Raw genomic sequence first — 14,599 nt, 5'->3', positions numbered from 1 at the left:
TAAAGTCCGCAAGGTCGCACGCCCAAGGAATCCCATGGCCGATCTGCCCAGCCTCGACGCCCGCACCGCCCGCCTGCTGCCCTGGCTGGTGGCCGTTGCCTTCTTCATGCAGGCCCTGGACGGCACCATCCTCAACACCGCCCTGCCGGCCATGGCCCGCGACCTGGCCGAAGACCCGCTGCGCATGCAGTCGGTGATCATCGCCTACATGCTCACGGTGGCCCTGTTGATTCCCGCTTCCGGCTGGATCGCCGACCGCTTCGGCACCCGCCGGATATTCTTCGGCGCCATCGTCCTGTTCAGCCTGGGCTCGTTGTTCTGCGCCCTCTCCGCCACCTTGCCGCAGCTGGTCGCCGCCCGCGTGGTGCAAGGCCTGGGCGGTGCGCTGATGATGCCGGTGGGGCGCCTGGTGGTGCTGCGCGCCTACCCACGTACCGAGCTGGTGCGGATCATGAGCTTCATCACCCTGCCCGGCCTGTTCGGCCCGCTGATCGGCCCCACCCTCGGCGGCTGGCTGGTGGAATACGCCACCTGGCACTGGATCTTCCTCATCAACCTGCCCGTCGGCCTGATCGGCGGCTGGGCCGCCTGGCGCTTCATGCCCGACCTGCGCTCCAGCGGCCCGGTGCGCCTGGACGTCTACGGTTTTCTGCTGTTCGGCACCGCCATGGTGCTGATCACCATCGCCCTGGAGGGCCTGGGCGAACTGCACCTGCCCCATGTGCGGGTGATGCTCCTGCTGCTCGGCGGCCTCGCCTGCCTGGCCGCCTATTGGCTGCACGCGGTGCAGGTGGAACAGCCGCTGTTCGCCCCCTCGCTGTTCCGCACCCGCACCTTCGCCGCCGGCATCCTCGGCAACCTGTTCTCGCGCCTGGGCAGCGGCGCCCTGCCCTTCCTCACGCCCCTGTTGCTGCAGGTGGCGCTGGGCTTTCCGCCGGCCCAGGCGGGGATGACCATGATCCCGCTGGCGCTCTCGGCGATGATCGCCAAGCCCCTGGCCAAGCCACTGCTCGACCGCCTCGGCTACCGCCGCCTGTTGCTGGGCAACACCCTGCTGCTCGGCGGCATGATCGCCAGCCTGGCGCTGATCGACGCCGACACGCCCTACCCGCTGCTGCTCCTGCACCTGGCCGCCCTGGGCGCGGTGAACTCCATGCAGTTCACCGCGATGAACACCGTCACCCTGCTCGACCTCGACGACCACCAGGCCAGCAGCGGCAACAGCCTGCTCTCGGTGGTCATGCAGCTGTCCATGAGCCTCGGCGTGGCGGTGGCCGCCGCCTTGCTCGGCGGCTTCGGCAAGCCCGACGCGCCCTCGGTGCTGGCGGCCTTCCAGGCCACCTACCTGTGCGTCGGCACCCTCACCCTGCTGGCGGCGGCGATCTTCTTCCAGTTGCCGCCGGACAGCGGTCGCGCCGTGCGTCGGGTACCCGGCGATATCGACCACTGATACGCCGCTGCGACACCGGGACGGCAAGGTGGCCCGGCGCCATCCTGCTAAACTGCGCGCCTATCCGATTGCCAGGCCCCGCCCGTGACCACCAACGCCTTTTCCGCCCTGCCCCTGTCCGCCGCCATGCTGGCCAACCTCGACGCCCTCGGCTACCACGAGATGACGCCCATCCAGGCCCTGGGCCTGCCGGTGATCCTCAAGGGCCAGGACCTGATCGCCCAGGCCAAGACCGGCAGCGGCAAGACCGCCGCCTTCGGCATCGGCCTGCTCGACCCGCTCAACCCGCGCTTCTTCGGCTGCCAGGCCCTGGTGCTGTGCCCGACCCGCGAACTGGCCGACCAGGTGGCCAAGGAAATCCGCCGCCTGGCCCGTGCTGCCGACAACATCAAGGTGCTGACCCTCTGCGGCGGCGTGCCCTTCGGCCCGCAGATCGGCTCCCTGGAGCACGGCGCGCACATCATCGTCGGCACCCCGGGGCGCATCCAGGAACACCTGCGCAAGGGCACCCTGAAGCTCGACGGGCTCAACACCCTGGTGCTGGACGAAGCCGACCGCATGCTCGACATGGGCTTCTACGACAGCATCGCCGACATCATCGAGCAGACTCCGGCCAAGCGGCAGACCCTGCTGTTCTCCGCCACCTACCCCAAGGGCATCGCCGAACTGGCCGGGCGCTTCCTGCGCAACCCGCAGCAGGTGAAGGTCGAGGCCCTGCACGACGACAGCCAGATCGAGCAGCGCTTCTACGAGATCGACCCCAACCAGCGCATGGACGCCGTGGTCCACCTGCTGCTGCACCATCGCCCGCAGTCCAGCGTCGCCTTCTGCCACACCCGCCAGCAGTGCCAGGAACTGGTGGAACACCTGCAGGCCAACCGCATCTCGGCACAGACCCTGCACGGCGAACTCGAACAGCGCGACCGCGACCAGGTGCTGACCATGTTCGCCAACCGCAGCTGCAGCGTGCTGGTGGCCACCGACGTCGCCGCACGCGGCCTGGACATCGCCGGCCTGGAAGCGGTGATCAACGTCGAGCTGTCCCGCGACCCGGAAATCCATGTGCACCGCGTCGGCCGCAGTGGCCGTGCCGGCGAGAAGGGCCTGGCCCTGAGCCTGGTGGCGCCCGCCGAGGCCAGCCGCGCCCAGGCCATCGAGGACCTGCAGAAGGCCCCGCTGAACTGGCAGCGCCTGGATGAACTGGTATTGAAGAACCGTGACCCGCTGCTGCCGCCAATGGCTACGCTGTGTATCAACGGTGGACGCAAAGAGAAGGTGCGCCCTGGCGACATCCTCGGCGCGCTGACAGGTGAAGCTGGCATTCCGGGTGCACAGGTTGGCAAGATAGCCATCTTCGATTTCCAGGCTTTCGTGGCCGTGGACAGGAACATCGTCAAACAGGCCTTGAAACGCCTGAGTGACGGCAAGATCAAGGGCCGCTCGTTCAAGGTGCGCGCCCTCTAGTAACGCCCCGGAAAGGTTCGCCCTGTATGACAGCGTTGGCGGGAGACCCCCGCCACGCAGCAATGGAGTAGGTCGTGCGCAATATTCTGGTCGTCGAAGACAGCCCGCTGGTCCTGAAGATCCTCGAACACCTGTTCCGCCAGGAGCCGGACCTGCAGCCCGTGTTCTGCGCCTCCTGCGCCGAGGCCGAGGTGCTGCTGGAAACCTCCGCCGCCTTGTTCTTCGCCGCCATCGTCGACCTCAACCTGCCTGACGCGCCCGACGGCGAGATCGTCGACCTGGTGCTGCGCTACGAACTGCCCTGCGTCGTCCTCTCCGGCTCCTACAAGGAGCAGCGCCGCGACGAGCTCTTGCTCAAGGGCGTGGTCGACTACGTGCTCAAGGAAAGCCAGCACTCCTACGAATACGTCTTCCGCCTGCTGCACCGCCTGGTGCGCAACTGCGGGGTGAAGATCCTCGTCGCCGAGGACTCCGAGGCCACCCGCAACTTCGTACGCCGGGTGCTGACCCCGCACCTCTACCAGATCATCGAGGCCCGCGACGGCGACGAGGCCCTGCACATTCTCCAGGAGCAGCCGGACATCGACCTGCTGCTGGTGGACCACGGCATGCCCGGCATCAGCGGCTTCGACCTGGTGAAGATGCTGCGACAGAAGCTGCACCGCACCGAGCTGATCATCCTCGGCCTCTCGGCAGACCAGAAAGGCTCGCTCAGCGCCATGTTCATCAAGCACGGCGCCGACGACTTCCTGCGCAAGCCCTTCTGCACCGAGGAGCTCAATTGCCGGGTGATGTCGACCCTGGAGCGCCGCGACCTGATGCGCGCACTGAAGCAGGCGGCGCTGTTCGACTCGCTGACCAACCTCTACAACCGCCGCGCCTTCTACGAACAGGGCCTGCAGCTGTTCCAGCAGGCCCAGCGCGCCGGCCAGGAGCTGAGCGTGGCGATGCTCGACCTGGACTTCTTCAAGCTGATCAACGACAAGTTCGGCCACGCCAGCGGCGACACAGCCCTGGTGATGTTCTCCCGGGTGCTGGCCCATGCCCTGCCCGACGCCCTGCTGGGCCGCCTCGGCGGTGAAGAGTTCGCCGTGGTCAGCAAGAGCGACGCGACCACCCTCAAGGCCACCCTCGACCAGTTGCGACGCAACTGCGCCCGCCTCAAGTACGCCGCCGATGCACCGCCGCTGTCATTCAGCGCCGGCATCTACCAGGGACCGCCGGAAGACCTGGAAAGCCTGCTCCACGAAGCCGACCAGCGCCTCTACCAGGCCAAGCACGAAGGCCGTGGGCGGACAATCGCCAACCGCTAGAAGCCGTGGCGCTCGAAGATGCGCTGGTAGGTCCCGTCGTCGCGCATCGCCTGCATCGCCCGATCGAAATCCGCCACCAGCTGGCGGTGCCGTGGGTGGCTGCGCCGTACCAGGATCGCAAGGTCGTTCTCGCTCAGCGGCCGTGGCAGGAACTCCAGTTGCCCCTTCAACTCCTTGAGTTCGCGATTGAGGTGATAGCGCGCCACCAGTTCGTCCTCCAGGGTCAGTTGCACGCGCCCGGCGGCGAGCATGCGCGCGCCCATCTCGAAGCCCATCACCGGCACCCGGTCCAGGGTCGAGTCATGGTCGAACTCGGCGGAGTAGGCATAGCCCCGCACGACGGCGATGCTGTAGGGGCGCAGGTCGGCCAGGGTCTCGAAATTCACCTTCGCGCCGCGATGACGAAGGAAGCGCACGCGGTTGACCAGGTAGGGCTTCGAATACAGGCCGTAGACAGCGCGGGCCTGGTCGTACCAGGCGTTGACCACCACGTCGTAGTCGCCCACCTCCAGCCCGCGCAGGGCACGTGCCCAGGGCACCTCCACATACTCGGAGGTGTGCCCGGCGCGTTGCAGCGCGGTCACCACCAGGTCCACCGCCAGGCCACCCTGGGGCAGGTTGGCGTCGGTGAACGGCGGCCAGGTGTTGGCCACCAGCCGCAGGTGCTCGGCGCGTGCAGCCCCCGTGCAAAGCAGAACGAGCAACAGCAAACAACTGCAGATCTTTTTCATCCATGGCTTCCACTGGGGCTGGGACGGTCGGAATCACCGGACTGCACGCATTTCCCTTGCCAGCCAGCGGAGAGCGCTGGTCGCGGCACCTCCATAGGGTAGACTTCGCCACCGGCGCGCGCCTTGGCCGATTCGACTTCTGAGGGTGGTTTCTTGTTCGTGACTGATGTGGTGATTATCGGGGCCGGCGCCGCCGGTTTGTTGTGCGCCTCCAAGGCCGCCGCGCGCGGTCGCAAGGTGCTGCTGCTCGATCACGCGAACAAGGCCGGCAAGAAGATCCTCATGTCCGGCGGCGGCCGCTGCAACTTCACCAACCTCTACACCGAGCCGGCCAACTTCCTCTCCGCCAACGCCCACTTCTGCAAGTCGGCCCTGGCCCGCTACACCCAGTGGGACTTCCTCGAGCTGGTCAACAAGCACGGTGTCGCCTACCACGAGAAGAAGCTCGGCCAGCTGTTCTGCGACCACAAGGCCAGCGACATCCTCGCCATGCTCCTGGCCGAGTGCGACGAGCACGGCGTCGACCTGCGCCTGGACACCGCCGTCAGCGCCATCGCCCGCGACGAGGCCGGCTACGCGCTGCAGACCGCCATCGGTCCGGTGCGCTGCCAATCCCTGGTGATCGCCACCGGCGGCCTGTCGATTCCCACCCTGGGCGCCACCGGCTTCGGCTACCAGGTGGCCCGCCAGTTCGGCCACGAGGTACTGCCGACCCGCGCCGGCCTGGTGCCCTTCACCATCACCGACCAGCTCAAGGCGATGTGCACCGAACTCTCCGGCACCTCGGTGGACGCCCTGGTGAGCTGCAACGGCGCCAGCTTCCGCGAGAACATCCTGTTCACCCACCGCGGCCTCAGTGGCCCCGCCATCCTGCAGATCTCCTCCTACTGGAACCCCGGCGAGGCGATCTCGATCAACCTGCTGCCCCATCTCGACGTGCCCGCCTGGCTGGTGCAGCAGCAGGGCGAACGCCCCAATGCCGAGCTGAAGACCCTGCTGGGTGAACTCTTCACCCGCAAGTTCGCCACCCTGCTGGCGGAGCGATGGTTCGCCTCGCGGCCGATGAAGCAGTACAGCCTGGCCGAGTTGCAGGCCATCGCCGAAGCCCTCACCGACTGGCAGCTCACGCCATCGGGCACCGAGGGCTACCGCACCGCCGAAGTCACCCTGGGCGGGGTCAGCACCCACGAGGTGTCGTCCAAGACCATGGAATCGCAGAAGTCCCCCGGGCTGTACTTCATCGGCGAAGTGCTGGACATCACCGGCCACCTCGGCGGCTTCAACTTCCAGTGGGCCTGGGCCTCGGCCCACGCCGCCGCGCAGTTCGTCTGAGCCCGGGGCATGCCTGAGGGCGGCAACACCTGTGCATTCCCGCCAGCGGGTGTAACCCGCCTCGCCCGGGCGGCATCCAAGCGGTAACCTCTTGCCGATCGGCCCCCGCACACCCGCGCGGGCCGAGCCCCTGGAACGCACGCCCACAAGGCCGCCATGTCATCGACCTCGCTCCGTCATTCCCTGCGCCGCCTCTGGGCCCAGGACAAGTTCAGCTACAGCCTGCGGGTGTTCGTCGCCCTCACCGGGAGCATGGCGCTCTGCTGGCAGCAGGACCGCATGGACCTGCTGATCCCGCTGTTCCTCGGCATCATCGCCAGCGCCCTGGCCGAAACCGATGACAGCTGGCAGGGCCGCCTCAACGCCCTGCTGGTGACCCTGGGCTGCTTCAGCGTCGCCTCCTTCTCGGTGGAACTGCTGTTCCCCTACCCCTGGCTGTTCGTCTCCGCCCTGGCGCTGGCGGCCTTCGGCCTGACCATGCTCGGCGCCCTGGGCGAGCGCTACGCCACCATCGCCTCGGCGACGCTGATCCTGTCGATCTACAGCATGATCGGCGTCGACCAGCGTGACGGCATCGGCCATGACCTGTGGCGCGAGCCGGCGCTGCTGGTGGGCGGCGCGGCCTGGTACGGGCTGCTCTCGGTGATCTGGCAGGCGCTGTTCACCCACCAGCCGGTGCAGCAGAGCCTGGCCCGGCTGTACCGCGAGCTGGGGCGCTACCTCAAGCTCAAGGCCAACCTCTTCGAGCCGCTGCGCGAGCTGGACGTGGAAGCCAAGCGCCTGGAACTGGCGCAGCAGAACGGCAAGGTGGTGGCGGCGCTGAACGCGGCCAAGGAAATCATCCTGCACCGCGTCGGCAATGGCCGCCCCGGCCCCAAGGTGAGCCGCTACCTGAAGCTGTACTTCCTCGCCCAGGACATCCACGAGCGCGCCAGCTCCTCGCACTACCCCTACAACCAGCTGGCCGAGGCCTTCTTCCACAGCGACGTGCTGTTCCGCTGCCAGCGCCTGCTGCGCCAGCAGGGCGGTGCCTGCCAGGCCCTGGGCCAGGCCATCCAGATGCGCCAGCCCTTCGACTACAACGACGGCACCCAGGCCCTGGACGACCTGCACCGCTCCCTGGAGCACCTGCGCATCCAGAGCAACCCGGCCTGGCGCGGCCTGTTGCGCTCGCTCAACGCCCTGGCCGGCAACCTCTCCACCCTCGACCGCCTGCTGACCGACGCCAGCAACCCCGACGCCCTCGCCGAAGCCCAGGACAGCAGCCTGCTGGACCGATCGCCCAAGGGCCTGAAGGACGTCTGGGAGCGCCTCAAACAGAACTTCACCCCCACCTCCCTGGTGTTCCGCCACGCCCTGCGCATGGCCATCGCCCTGTCCACCGGCTACGGCGTGCTGCACCTGATCCACCCCAGCCAGGGCTACTGGATCCTGCTCACCACCGTATTCGTCTGCCAGCCCAACTTCGGCGCCACCCGGCGCAAGCTGGTGCAGCGGATCATCGGCACCGTCATCGGCCTGGCCCTGGGCTGGGCGCTGTTCGACCTGTTCCCCAGCGCCCTGGTGCAATCGCTGTTCGCCGTGGTCGCCGGGGTGATCTTCTTCGCCAACCGCGCCACCCGCTACACCCTGGCGACGGCGGCGATCACCCTGATGGTGCTGTTCTGCTTCAACCAGATCGGCGACAGCTACGGCCTGTTCGTGCCGCGCCTGGTGGATACCCTGCTGGGCAGCCTGATCGCCGCCCTGGCGGTGATCTTCATCCTCCCCGACTGGCAGGGCCGCGGCCTGCACCGCGTGGTCGCCAACACCCTGGCCTGCAACGCCCGCTACCTGCGCCAACTGGTGCAGCAGTACAGCGGCGGCAAGCGCGACGACCTGGCCTACCGCCTGGCCCGGCGCAACGCCCACAACGCCGACGCGGCGCTGTCCACGACCCTGGCCAACATGCTCATGGAGCCGGGGCACTTCCGTAAGGAAGCGGACATCGGCTTCCGCTTCCTGGTGCTCTCCCACACCCTGCTCAGCTACCTCTCCGCCCTCGGTGCCCACCGCTCCAGCGAGCCCATGGCCCTGGAAGGCAACCTGCTGGGCGACGCTGCCGAACGCATCGCCACCGCCCTGGAAGAAATCGCCACCGACCTCGCCGCGCGCAAGCCGGTGACCATCCACAGCGACCCGGAAGAAGCCCTGGCCAAGGAACTGGAGCAACTGCCCGAGGACATGGACGAACGCGCCCGCCTGGTGCAGACCGAGCTCAGCCTGATCTGCCGCCAGCTCGGCGCCCTGCGCACCCTGGCCGCGCACCTGGCGAGCGGGAAGAAGGTGGAGTGAGGGCCCCTGCCGCCCAAGGAACCCTGCGCTCGGACAATCGCGAATGAATTCGCTTGTATGTCCTAGGGTGGAACCTGTCGGGGGGCGGAGGGAGCGAAATCGCTTCTGCAAGCCAGACCGTGGGAGATTTCTCCCGCCCCTCACCTCACTGCAAGCGCCGATAAGGAATCCATCGGCTCAGGTCCGCCCCCGAGACCGACCATATCTGCAAGCCTGCGCCATCGTGAGCCCCCGACAGGTCATTCCATCTTGGCCCTGGGAGTTCGTCATGACAATGCAGAGCACCGTAATCGGTATCGATGTCGCTAAAGACAGTCTGAGTCTGTATCGAGCAGATCTGGAGCAGGCCAGAGAGCTCATCAATGAGCCGCACGCTATCGCCACCTGGCTCAAGAGCCTGCCTGCAGGTTGCAGCCTGGCCATCGAAGCCACCAACACCTACCACGTTGCCGTCGCCACGCTGGCGCACAAACGTGGCCACAGGGTCTACGTGATCGATGGTTACCGCCTGAGCAACTACCGCAAAGGCATCGGTGGCCGGGTCAAGAACGACCTGAGCGATGCCCGTCTGCTGGCCCGCTACCTGGCTCATGAACAGAAGCAGTTGCACCCCTGGGCGCCGCCGAGCCGCCTGTACCGCAAGCTGCAGGCCCTGTTGCACCGTCGCGCCACCCTGGTGCGAGTAACGACGGCTCTGCGCCTGAGCTTCGCCCAGGATCGCCAATTGGCGGAGGCATTGAAGCCCGTCCTGCAGCAGATGAAAGACCTGGAGCGGACGCTTAACGCAGCGCTGCAATCCACGCTGAAAGAGGCCGGTTTGAGCGCGCAGGCACAACGTTGCCAGGAGATCGAAGGGGTTGGCCCGATCACCGCTGCCGCGCTGAACCTGGCCTTCCTGCGGGGCACCTTCCGCAGTAGCGATGCGTTCATCGCCTTTCTCGGGCTGGATGTCCGGGTCAGGGAATCGGGGCGCTACATCGGCCGGCGCAAGCTGACCAAGCAGGGGGATCCGGAGATACGACGGCTACTGCATAACGCCGCCATGGCCGCCAGTCGCACAGCCGCCTGGAAGGAACGCTATCAAGCTTATTTGCAGCGGGGTTTGAAGAAGACCGAGGCCCTAACGATCCTCGCCCGGAAACTGGCCAGAATCGCCTTTGCCCTGATGACCAGCCAACAGCCGTACCGACACCGGGACGCTACGGCTGGTTGACATAGAATCTCCCACAGAAAACACGGTGCCCCGTGGGAGCGAATTCATTCGCGAAGCAGGCCGCAGGACTGCCACCCGCTCACAGCCACACCGCGTCCCAATGCGGGTAATCACCCAGGCGCTGCACCAGCCCTGCCCTCAGCGGGTTGGCGACCACATAGCGCGCAATCGGCAGCAATTCATCCTCGTGCCTCAGCGCCCGGTCATGGAACCCCGGCTGCCAGACCTTCCCTCCAGCGTCCGGCAACGGACCCAGGCGTCTTGCAGTGCGGCCCTTCAGCGCCTTGACCACTGATGACAAAGGCATTGGCCCGCTGAGCCGCATCAGCCAGTGGAAATGATCGGGCATCACCACCCAGGCCAGTGACTGCGCCAGGTTGTTCTGCTCCAGGCGCCTCAGCTCGTCGACCAACAACCGGGCACGTGCAAAGTCGGCGAAGAGCGGGCGCCGCTCGGCCGTGGTCGCAGTGATGAGATAAACCCTGCCGAGTTCGGAAACGCGCCCTTTGCGCAGATCGCGACTGCCCATGAGCCTGCCCTCCTTCCATGGGAAGCAGGGACTCTAACCAGCGGTGGCAAGCATGGCCGCGCGAGCGTGCCTAGGAAAACGCCGGTCTATGGGTAGCCGAAGACCGCCGAGTTCAAAGCATCGCGAATGAATTCGCTCCCACGGCCGTCTCCGCCGCCATCTCCGCCATCAACGCCTTCACCGTCTCGCCCACCTTGCGTACGGCGGCTTCCTGCTCGGCGTCGGGCTTGCGCGAGTAGTTCATGCGCAGGCAGCTGCGGTACTTGCCGGAGGCGGAGAACAGGCTGCCGGAGGCGATCTGTACGCCCTTGTCGAGCAGGGCGCGGTTCAGGCGCAGGGTGTCGAAGCCCTCGTCCAGCTCCACCCAAAGCATGAAGCCGCCCTGGGGCCGGCTGGCGCGGGTGCCTTCGGGGAAGTACTTCATCACCCAGTCGATCATCTGGTCGCGGCCGTGCTGGTACTGGCTGCGCATGCGCCGCACGTGCGGCTCGTAGGCGCCGCTGGCGAGGAATTCGGCCAGGGCGATCTGCGGCTGGGTGGCGGTGGCGCCGGTGGAGATGTACTTCATGTGCAGCAGCCGGTCGAAGTAGCGGCCGGGGGCGATCCAGCCGATGCGGATGCCCGGCGCCACGGTCTTGGAGAAGGAGCTGCACAGCAGCACGCGGCCATCCTCGTCGAAGGACTTGATGGTGCGCGGGCGCGGGTAGCGATAGGCCAGGTCGCCGTAGACGTCGTCTTCGATGATCGCCACGTCGTAGCGTTGGGCCAGGGTCAGCAGGGCGCGCTTACGGGCCTCCGGCATGATGTAGCCGAGGGGGTTGTTGCAGTTGGGGGTGAGCTGGATGAGCTTGATCGGCCACTGCTCCAGGGCCATTTCCAGGGCCTCCAGACTGATGCCGTTGATCGGGTCGGTGGGCAGTTCCAGGGCCTTCATGCCGAAGCCCTTCAGCGCCTGCATGGCGCCGTGGAAGCTGGGCGAATCCACCGCGACTATGTCGCCCGGCTGGCAGATGGCGCGGATGGAGGCGGACAGCGCCTCGTGGCAGCCGGTGGTGATGATCAGGTCACTCGCGGGAATCTGGCAGCCCGCATCCACCAGCAGCCGCGAAACCTGCTCGCGCAGCGGCAGCGAGCCCTGGATGGCGTCGTAGTAGAGGCCCCCCAGGTCCGGGCGCCGGGCGACCTGCGCGAGGCTGCGCAGCAGCGGCCGCAAGGTGGGGCTGGAGACGTCGGGCATGCCGCGGCCCAGTTGCACCAGGCCGTCGCGGGCACCGCGCTTGACCAGCTCCAGCACGTCGCTCCACTGCGACACGTCCACCGGGCGCTGCGCTGCGCGGGTCATGGCCGGCAGCGCCGGGGCCTCGCGGCGGGGCGGTACGAAGTAACCGGACTTCGGCCGTGGCACGGCGAGGCCGCCATCCTCCAGCAGGCGGTAGGCCTGCTGCACGGTACTGAGGCTGACGCCGTGCTCCTGGCTCAGGGCGCGCACCGAGGGCAGGCGGTCGCCAGGGCGGTAGTAGCCCTGCTCGATGCGCTCGGCGAGGGTTTCGGCGAGCTGGGTGTAGAGCTTCATGACAGTTCCCCTTGCGCAGGGCGGGTTGCGCACAGACCGGTACAGATGACGGGTAAATTGTGGATTCAGACGCGCAGCCGCGCAATCTGTATGAAAAAAATATCCACAGCTTGAATCTGTAATGCTTTTCGTCGCCCATTCATCATGTTCTCCATACACCTGCACCCCAGCATGAGGAGAACGACATGAACGGCCTGAGCGATACGCGGCTGAGCCTCCACGGGAAAGAACTGGAGCTGGAGCACCTGTGCGCCCGCGCCAATGCCAGCTTCGCCGAAGACGGCCGCTGGCATCGCTTCTGGCGCCGCCTGCACACCCGCAAGGCGCTGCTGGACCTGGACGAGCAGGCGCTGCGCGATATCGGGCTGACCCGCGAACAGGCCCTGGAAGAGGCGCTGAAGCCGTTCTGGAAGCTGTGAGGAAGGCCGGCCGCCCGCAGGCGGCCGGTTGTCCGGCGATCAGGACAGGCGGAAGCGCGCGGTGTTCTGGTTCAGCGCCTGGCTGCCGCGATGCAGTTGCTCGGCGGCGGCCTGCACCGACTGGGCACCATGCAGCAACAGGCTGGCAGCCTGGTCCACCTGCTGGATATTGCCGCTGACCTCGTCCGCCGTGGCGGCCTGTTCTTCGGCGGCGGTGGCGATCTGCGCCAGGCGATCACTGACCCGCTGTACCGCATCGGCGATGCCGGAGAGGTCGTCGCCCATGCTCAGCACACTGCCCACATCACCCTCGGCCTGCTTGAACGCGGCCTCCATCAACGCCACGGCCTGGCCGACCACCCCTTGCAGGCTGGCGACGGTGTCGCCGATCTCCTTGGTCGAGTCCTGGGTGCGCTGGGACAGGCTGCGCACCTCGTCGGCGACCACGGCAAAACCACGGCCCTGCTCGCCCGCGCGCGCGGCTTCGATGGCGGCGTTGAGCGCCAGCAGGTTGGTCTGCTCGGCGATGCCCTTGATCACATCCACCACGCGGTTGATCTGCTGGGCCTGGTCGCGCAGTTGCTGCAACGAGGAGACGGTGTCCCCCAGGCGCGTGCTCAGCTCGCGCATGCTGGCCCCGGTGCGGGCGCTGCGCTGGTTGCTCTGCATGGCGATCTCGCGGGTCTGCTGGGCATCCTGGGCGGCGCCCTCGCAACTCTCGGCCACGCTCTGGGCGGTGGCCGCCAACTGGTGCGCGGCGGCGGCGATCTGGCTGACCTGGCCCTGCTGCTGCTCCACCGAGGTGAGGGTGTCCTGGGCCTGGGCATTGAGTTGCTGCACGGTGCCACCCAGTTGGCCGCTCTCGAGGTTCACGCCCTCCAGCGAACTGCGCAGCTGCGCCAGCGCGGCGTTCAGGGCTTCGGCGATCTGCGCCAGGTCGTCGCTGCCATGCACGGTGGCGGCCACGCGCAGGTCACCGGCACGCAGGCCTTCGGCGGCTTCGGTGATGGCGGCGGTACCCCGGCGAATGGCCGCATTGAGGCACAGCAGCATGTACAGGGCCAGCAGGGTAAGCAGGCTGAAGCCACCGATCACCTGGACCATGCTGCGCAGGGCCTGGGTGCGGAAATCCCCCAGGCGCGCCTGGAAGCGCTCGGTCAATGCCTGTTGCAGGGCCACCAGTTGGCCGTCGAGGCGCTCCACCTGCTGGATGAACTCGGCGGTGCCAAGGGTGAAGGGGTTGGCCTCGAACATGCCCTTGTCGACCCGGGCGAGGAAGTCGTTCATGGCCTGGTCGGCCTGACGGAACGGGGCATCCAGCGCAGCATTGACGTCGGATGCCTGGGCGATGGCGTCCTGGGCCTTGCGCAGTTGCCGCTCGGTGTCATCCAGGGCACGGCGCAGGTCACGCACGGCGACCCGGCTCTGCAGGGTGAAGTGCTGCGACACCACCGCGCCATGGGCGTTGGCGGCGAAACTGCCGAGCAGCTCCTGGGCGCGCGGCTGCACGTAGGTGAGCTGCTCCATCATCAGGTAGGTGTCCATGCCCGGATCGAGGATCAGCCCGGTCTCGGTGGCCACCTGCTCACGCAAGGATTGCAGGCTCTGCAGTACGTCCTGGAAACGCTCCAGTGCATCCGGCAGCGCCAGCGGCGCCAGGGCCTGGAAGCTGATGCGCTCGCTGCGCGAACGGGCTTCCTCGAACAGCTTGCGGCTCTGCTCGCCGAGCTGCTCCGTCTTCAGCTGTGCATCGACCTTGGCCAGGGCTTCCTGCAGGCGGCCGCTGCGCTGCTCGAGCAGGGACTTGGCGGCATCCTCGGTGCCCTTCCAGCGGGCCAGCAGCAGACGCTGGGTGCCGACCTCATGCTGGGCATCGGCCAGCGTGGCGATCACCCGCATGCCACTGAGCTCGCCCTCCACCAGGCCGAGGCGGTCCAGGTAGGAGGTGGTGATCACCCACAGGGCATAGCCCAGGGGCAGGATGAACAGAAGGAAGAGCAGCTGGAATTTCCGCGCGAAGCTGAACCCTTCGAGCAGACGCACGCCCGGCGTGAGTAATGCTGTCATGACGACACCTCATTGGACCCGGATCGGCCAGGAGGCCGAAAACAAGCCCCATGCAAAAGCCGAACCTGGGGGTTACCCCTTTGTCGCCGGCAGCACCCCGGGGTGCTGCACGACGCATGGCGAGGCACTCCGGCCAGCGGAACCCCGCAGCGGCCCTGCGACGGGAAGGCATTG

Annotated in this window: 11 protein-coding genes; 7 read left to right on the top strand and 4 right to left on the bottom strand. The window is 67.2% G+C overall.

Annotated elements, in window-relative coordinates; genetic code table 11:
• The first annotated feature begins 34 nt into the window (after nt 1–34).
• The 3 genes from mdtD (at nt 35) to PI990_RS02430 (ending at nt 4,227) form a co-directional block, all read left to right on the top strand.
• Nucleotides 35–1,450, top strand: coding sequence for a multidrug transporter subunit MdtD (mdtD, locus tag PI990_RS02440; protein WP_021222591.1), 1,416 nt, complete (start codon nt 35–37; stop codon nt 1,448–1,450).
• 84 nt (nt 1,451–1,534) lie between these two features.
• Nucleotides 1,535–2,914, top strand: coding sequence for an ATP-dependent RNA helicase DbpA (gene dbpA / locus PI990_RS02435; RefSeq protein ID WP_021222592.1), 1,380 nt, complete (start codon nt 1,535–1,537; stop codon nt 2,912–2,914).
• A 74-nt stretch (nt 2,915–2,988) separates the two neighbouring features.
• The gene (locus PI990_RS02430; protein ID WP_021222593.1) at nt 2,989–4,227 is read left to right on the top strand and encodes a diguanylate cyclase; all 1,239 of its coding nucleotides are present in this window, start codon (nt 2,989–2,991) and stop codon (nt 4,225–4,227) included.
• On the opposite strand, the gene PI990_RS02425 is transcribed toward PI990_RS02430, so the two are convergent.
• The gene (locus PI990_RS02425) at nt 4,224–4,958 is read right to left on the bottom strand and encodes a substrate-binding periplasmic protein (RefSeq protein ID WP_271659723.1); all 735 of its coding nucleotides are present in this window, start codon (nt 4,956–4,958) and stop codon (nt 4,224–4,226) included. The two genes, PI990_RS02430 and PI990_RS02425, sit on opposite strands and share 4 nt — an antisense overlap.
• Nucleotides 4,959–5,111: 153 nt before the next feature.
• On the opposite strand from PI990_RS02425, the gene PI990_RS02420 reads away from it, so the two are divergent.
• The 3 genes from PI990_RS02420 (at nt 5,112) to PI990_RS02410 (ending at nt 9,837) form a co-directional block, all read left to right on the top strand.
• On the top strand, nt 5,112–6,290 hold the full coding sequence (locus PI990_RS02420) for an NAD(P)/FAD-dependent oxidoreductase (protein ID WP_184488450.1): 1,179 nt from the start codon (nt 5,112–5,114) through the stop codon (nt 6,288–6,290).
• A gap of 156 nt (nt 6,291–6,446) precedes the next feature.
• Nucleotides 6,447–8,624, top strand: coding sequence for a YccS family putative transporter (gene yccS / locus PI990_RS02415; RefSeq protein ID WP_271659722.1), 2,178 nt, complete (start codon nt 6,447–6,449; stop codon nt 8,622–8,624).
• Between the two features lie 268 nt (nt 8,625–8,892).
• Nucleotides 8,893–9,837 carry a transposase gene (locus tag PI990_RS02410; RefSeq protein ID WP_271657778.1) on the top strand — a complete coding sequence of 315 codons (945 nt, stop codon included), beginning with the start codon at nt 8,893–8,895 and terminating at the stop codon, nt 9,835–9,837.
• Between the two features lie 79 nt (nt 9,838–9,916).
• Here PI990_RS02410 and PI990_RS02405 read toward each other — a convergent pair whose 3' ends face one another.
• Together PI990_RS02405 and PI990_RS02400 are read right to left on the bottom strand one after the other, a co-directional pair.
• Nucleotides 9,917–10,366 carry an REP-associated tyrosine transposase gene (locus PI990_RS02405; RefSeq protein WP_271659721.1) on the bottom strand — a complete coding sequence of 150 codons (450 nt, stop codon included), beginning with the start codon at nt 10,364–10,366 and terminating at the stop codon, nt 9,917–9,919.
• Nucleotides 10,367–10,478: 112 nt separating this feature from the next.
• Complete coding sequence (locus tag PI990_RS02400; protein WP_271659720.1) at nt 10,479–11,939, bottom strand: aminotransferase-like domain-containing protein; 1,461 nt, start codon at nt 11,937–11,939, stop codon at nt 10,479–10,481.
• Between the two features lie 185 nt (nt 11,940–12,124).
• Here PI990_RS02400 and PI990_RS02395 point away from each other — a divergent pair, with 185 nt between their 5' ends.
• Nucleotides 12,125–12,358 carry a DUF1127 domain-containing protein gene (locus PI990_RS02395; protein ID WP_271659719.1) on the top strand — a complete coding sequence of 78 codons (234 nt, stop codon included), beginning with the start codon at nt 12,125–12,127 and terminating at the stop codon, nt 12,356–12,358.
• Nucleotides 12,359–12,397: 39 nt separating this feature from the next.
• Here the strand turns inward: PI990_RS02395 and PI990_RS02390 are convergent, their stop codons facing one another.
• The gene (locus tag PI990_RS02390) at nt 12,398–14,425 is read right to left on the bottom strand and encodes a methyl-accepting chemotaxis protein (RefSeq protein ID WP_271659718.1); all 2,028 of its coding nucleotides are present in this window, start codon (nt 14,423–14,425) and stop codon (nt 12,398–12,400) included.
• Nucleotides 14,426–14,599 lie beyond the last annotated feature (174 nt).

The sequence above is a fragment of the Pseudomonas sp. TUM22785 genome, assembly GCF_028198105.1.
Taxonomy (GTDB): domain Bacteria; phylum Pseudomonadota; class Gammaproteobacteria; order Pseudomonadales; family Pseudomonadaceae; genus Metapseudomonas; species Metapseudomonas solani.
The sequence above is the reverse complement of the archived record's forward strand: the minus strand, read 5'-3'. Positions and strand labels throughout refer to the sequence as shown.

Excerpts from the sequence above, each read along its gene's own strand:
- PI990_RS02395 (WP_271659719.1), top strand. The coding sequence starts at position 12,125 with ATGAACGGCCTGAGCGATACGCGGCTGAGCCTCCACGGGAAAGAACTG.
- yccS (WP_271659722.1), top strand. The coding sequence starts at position 6,447 with ATGTCATCGACCTCGCTCCGTCATTCCCTGCGCCGCCTCTGGGCCCAG.
- mdtD (WP_021222591.1), top strand. The coding sequence starts at position 35 with ATGGCCGATCTGCCCAGCCTCGACGCCCGCACCGCCCGCCTGCTGCCC.
- PI990_RS02425 (WP_271659723.1), bottom strand. The coding sequence starts at position 4,958 with ATGAAAAAGATCTGCAGTTGTTTGCTGTTGCTCGTTCTGCTTTGCACG.
- PI990_RS02390 (WP_271659718.1), bottom strand. The coding sequence starts at position 14,425 with ATGACAGCATTACTCACGCCGGGCGTGCGTCTGCTCGAAGGGTTCAGC.
- PI990_RS02405 (WP_271659721.1), bottom strand. The coding sequence starts at position 10,366 with ATGGGCAGTCGCGATCTGCGCAAAGGGCGCGTTTCCGAACTCGGCAGG.
- PI990_RS02410 (WP_271657778.1), top strand. The coding sequence starts at position 8,893 with ATGACAATGCAGAGCACCGTAATCGGTATCGATGTCGCTAAAGACAGT.
- PI990_RS02400 (WP_271659720.1), bottom strand. The coding sequence starts at position 11,939 with ATGAAGCTCTACACCCAGCTCGCCGAAACCCTCGCCGAGCGCATCGAG.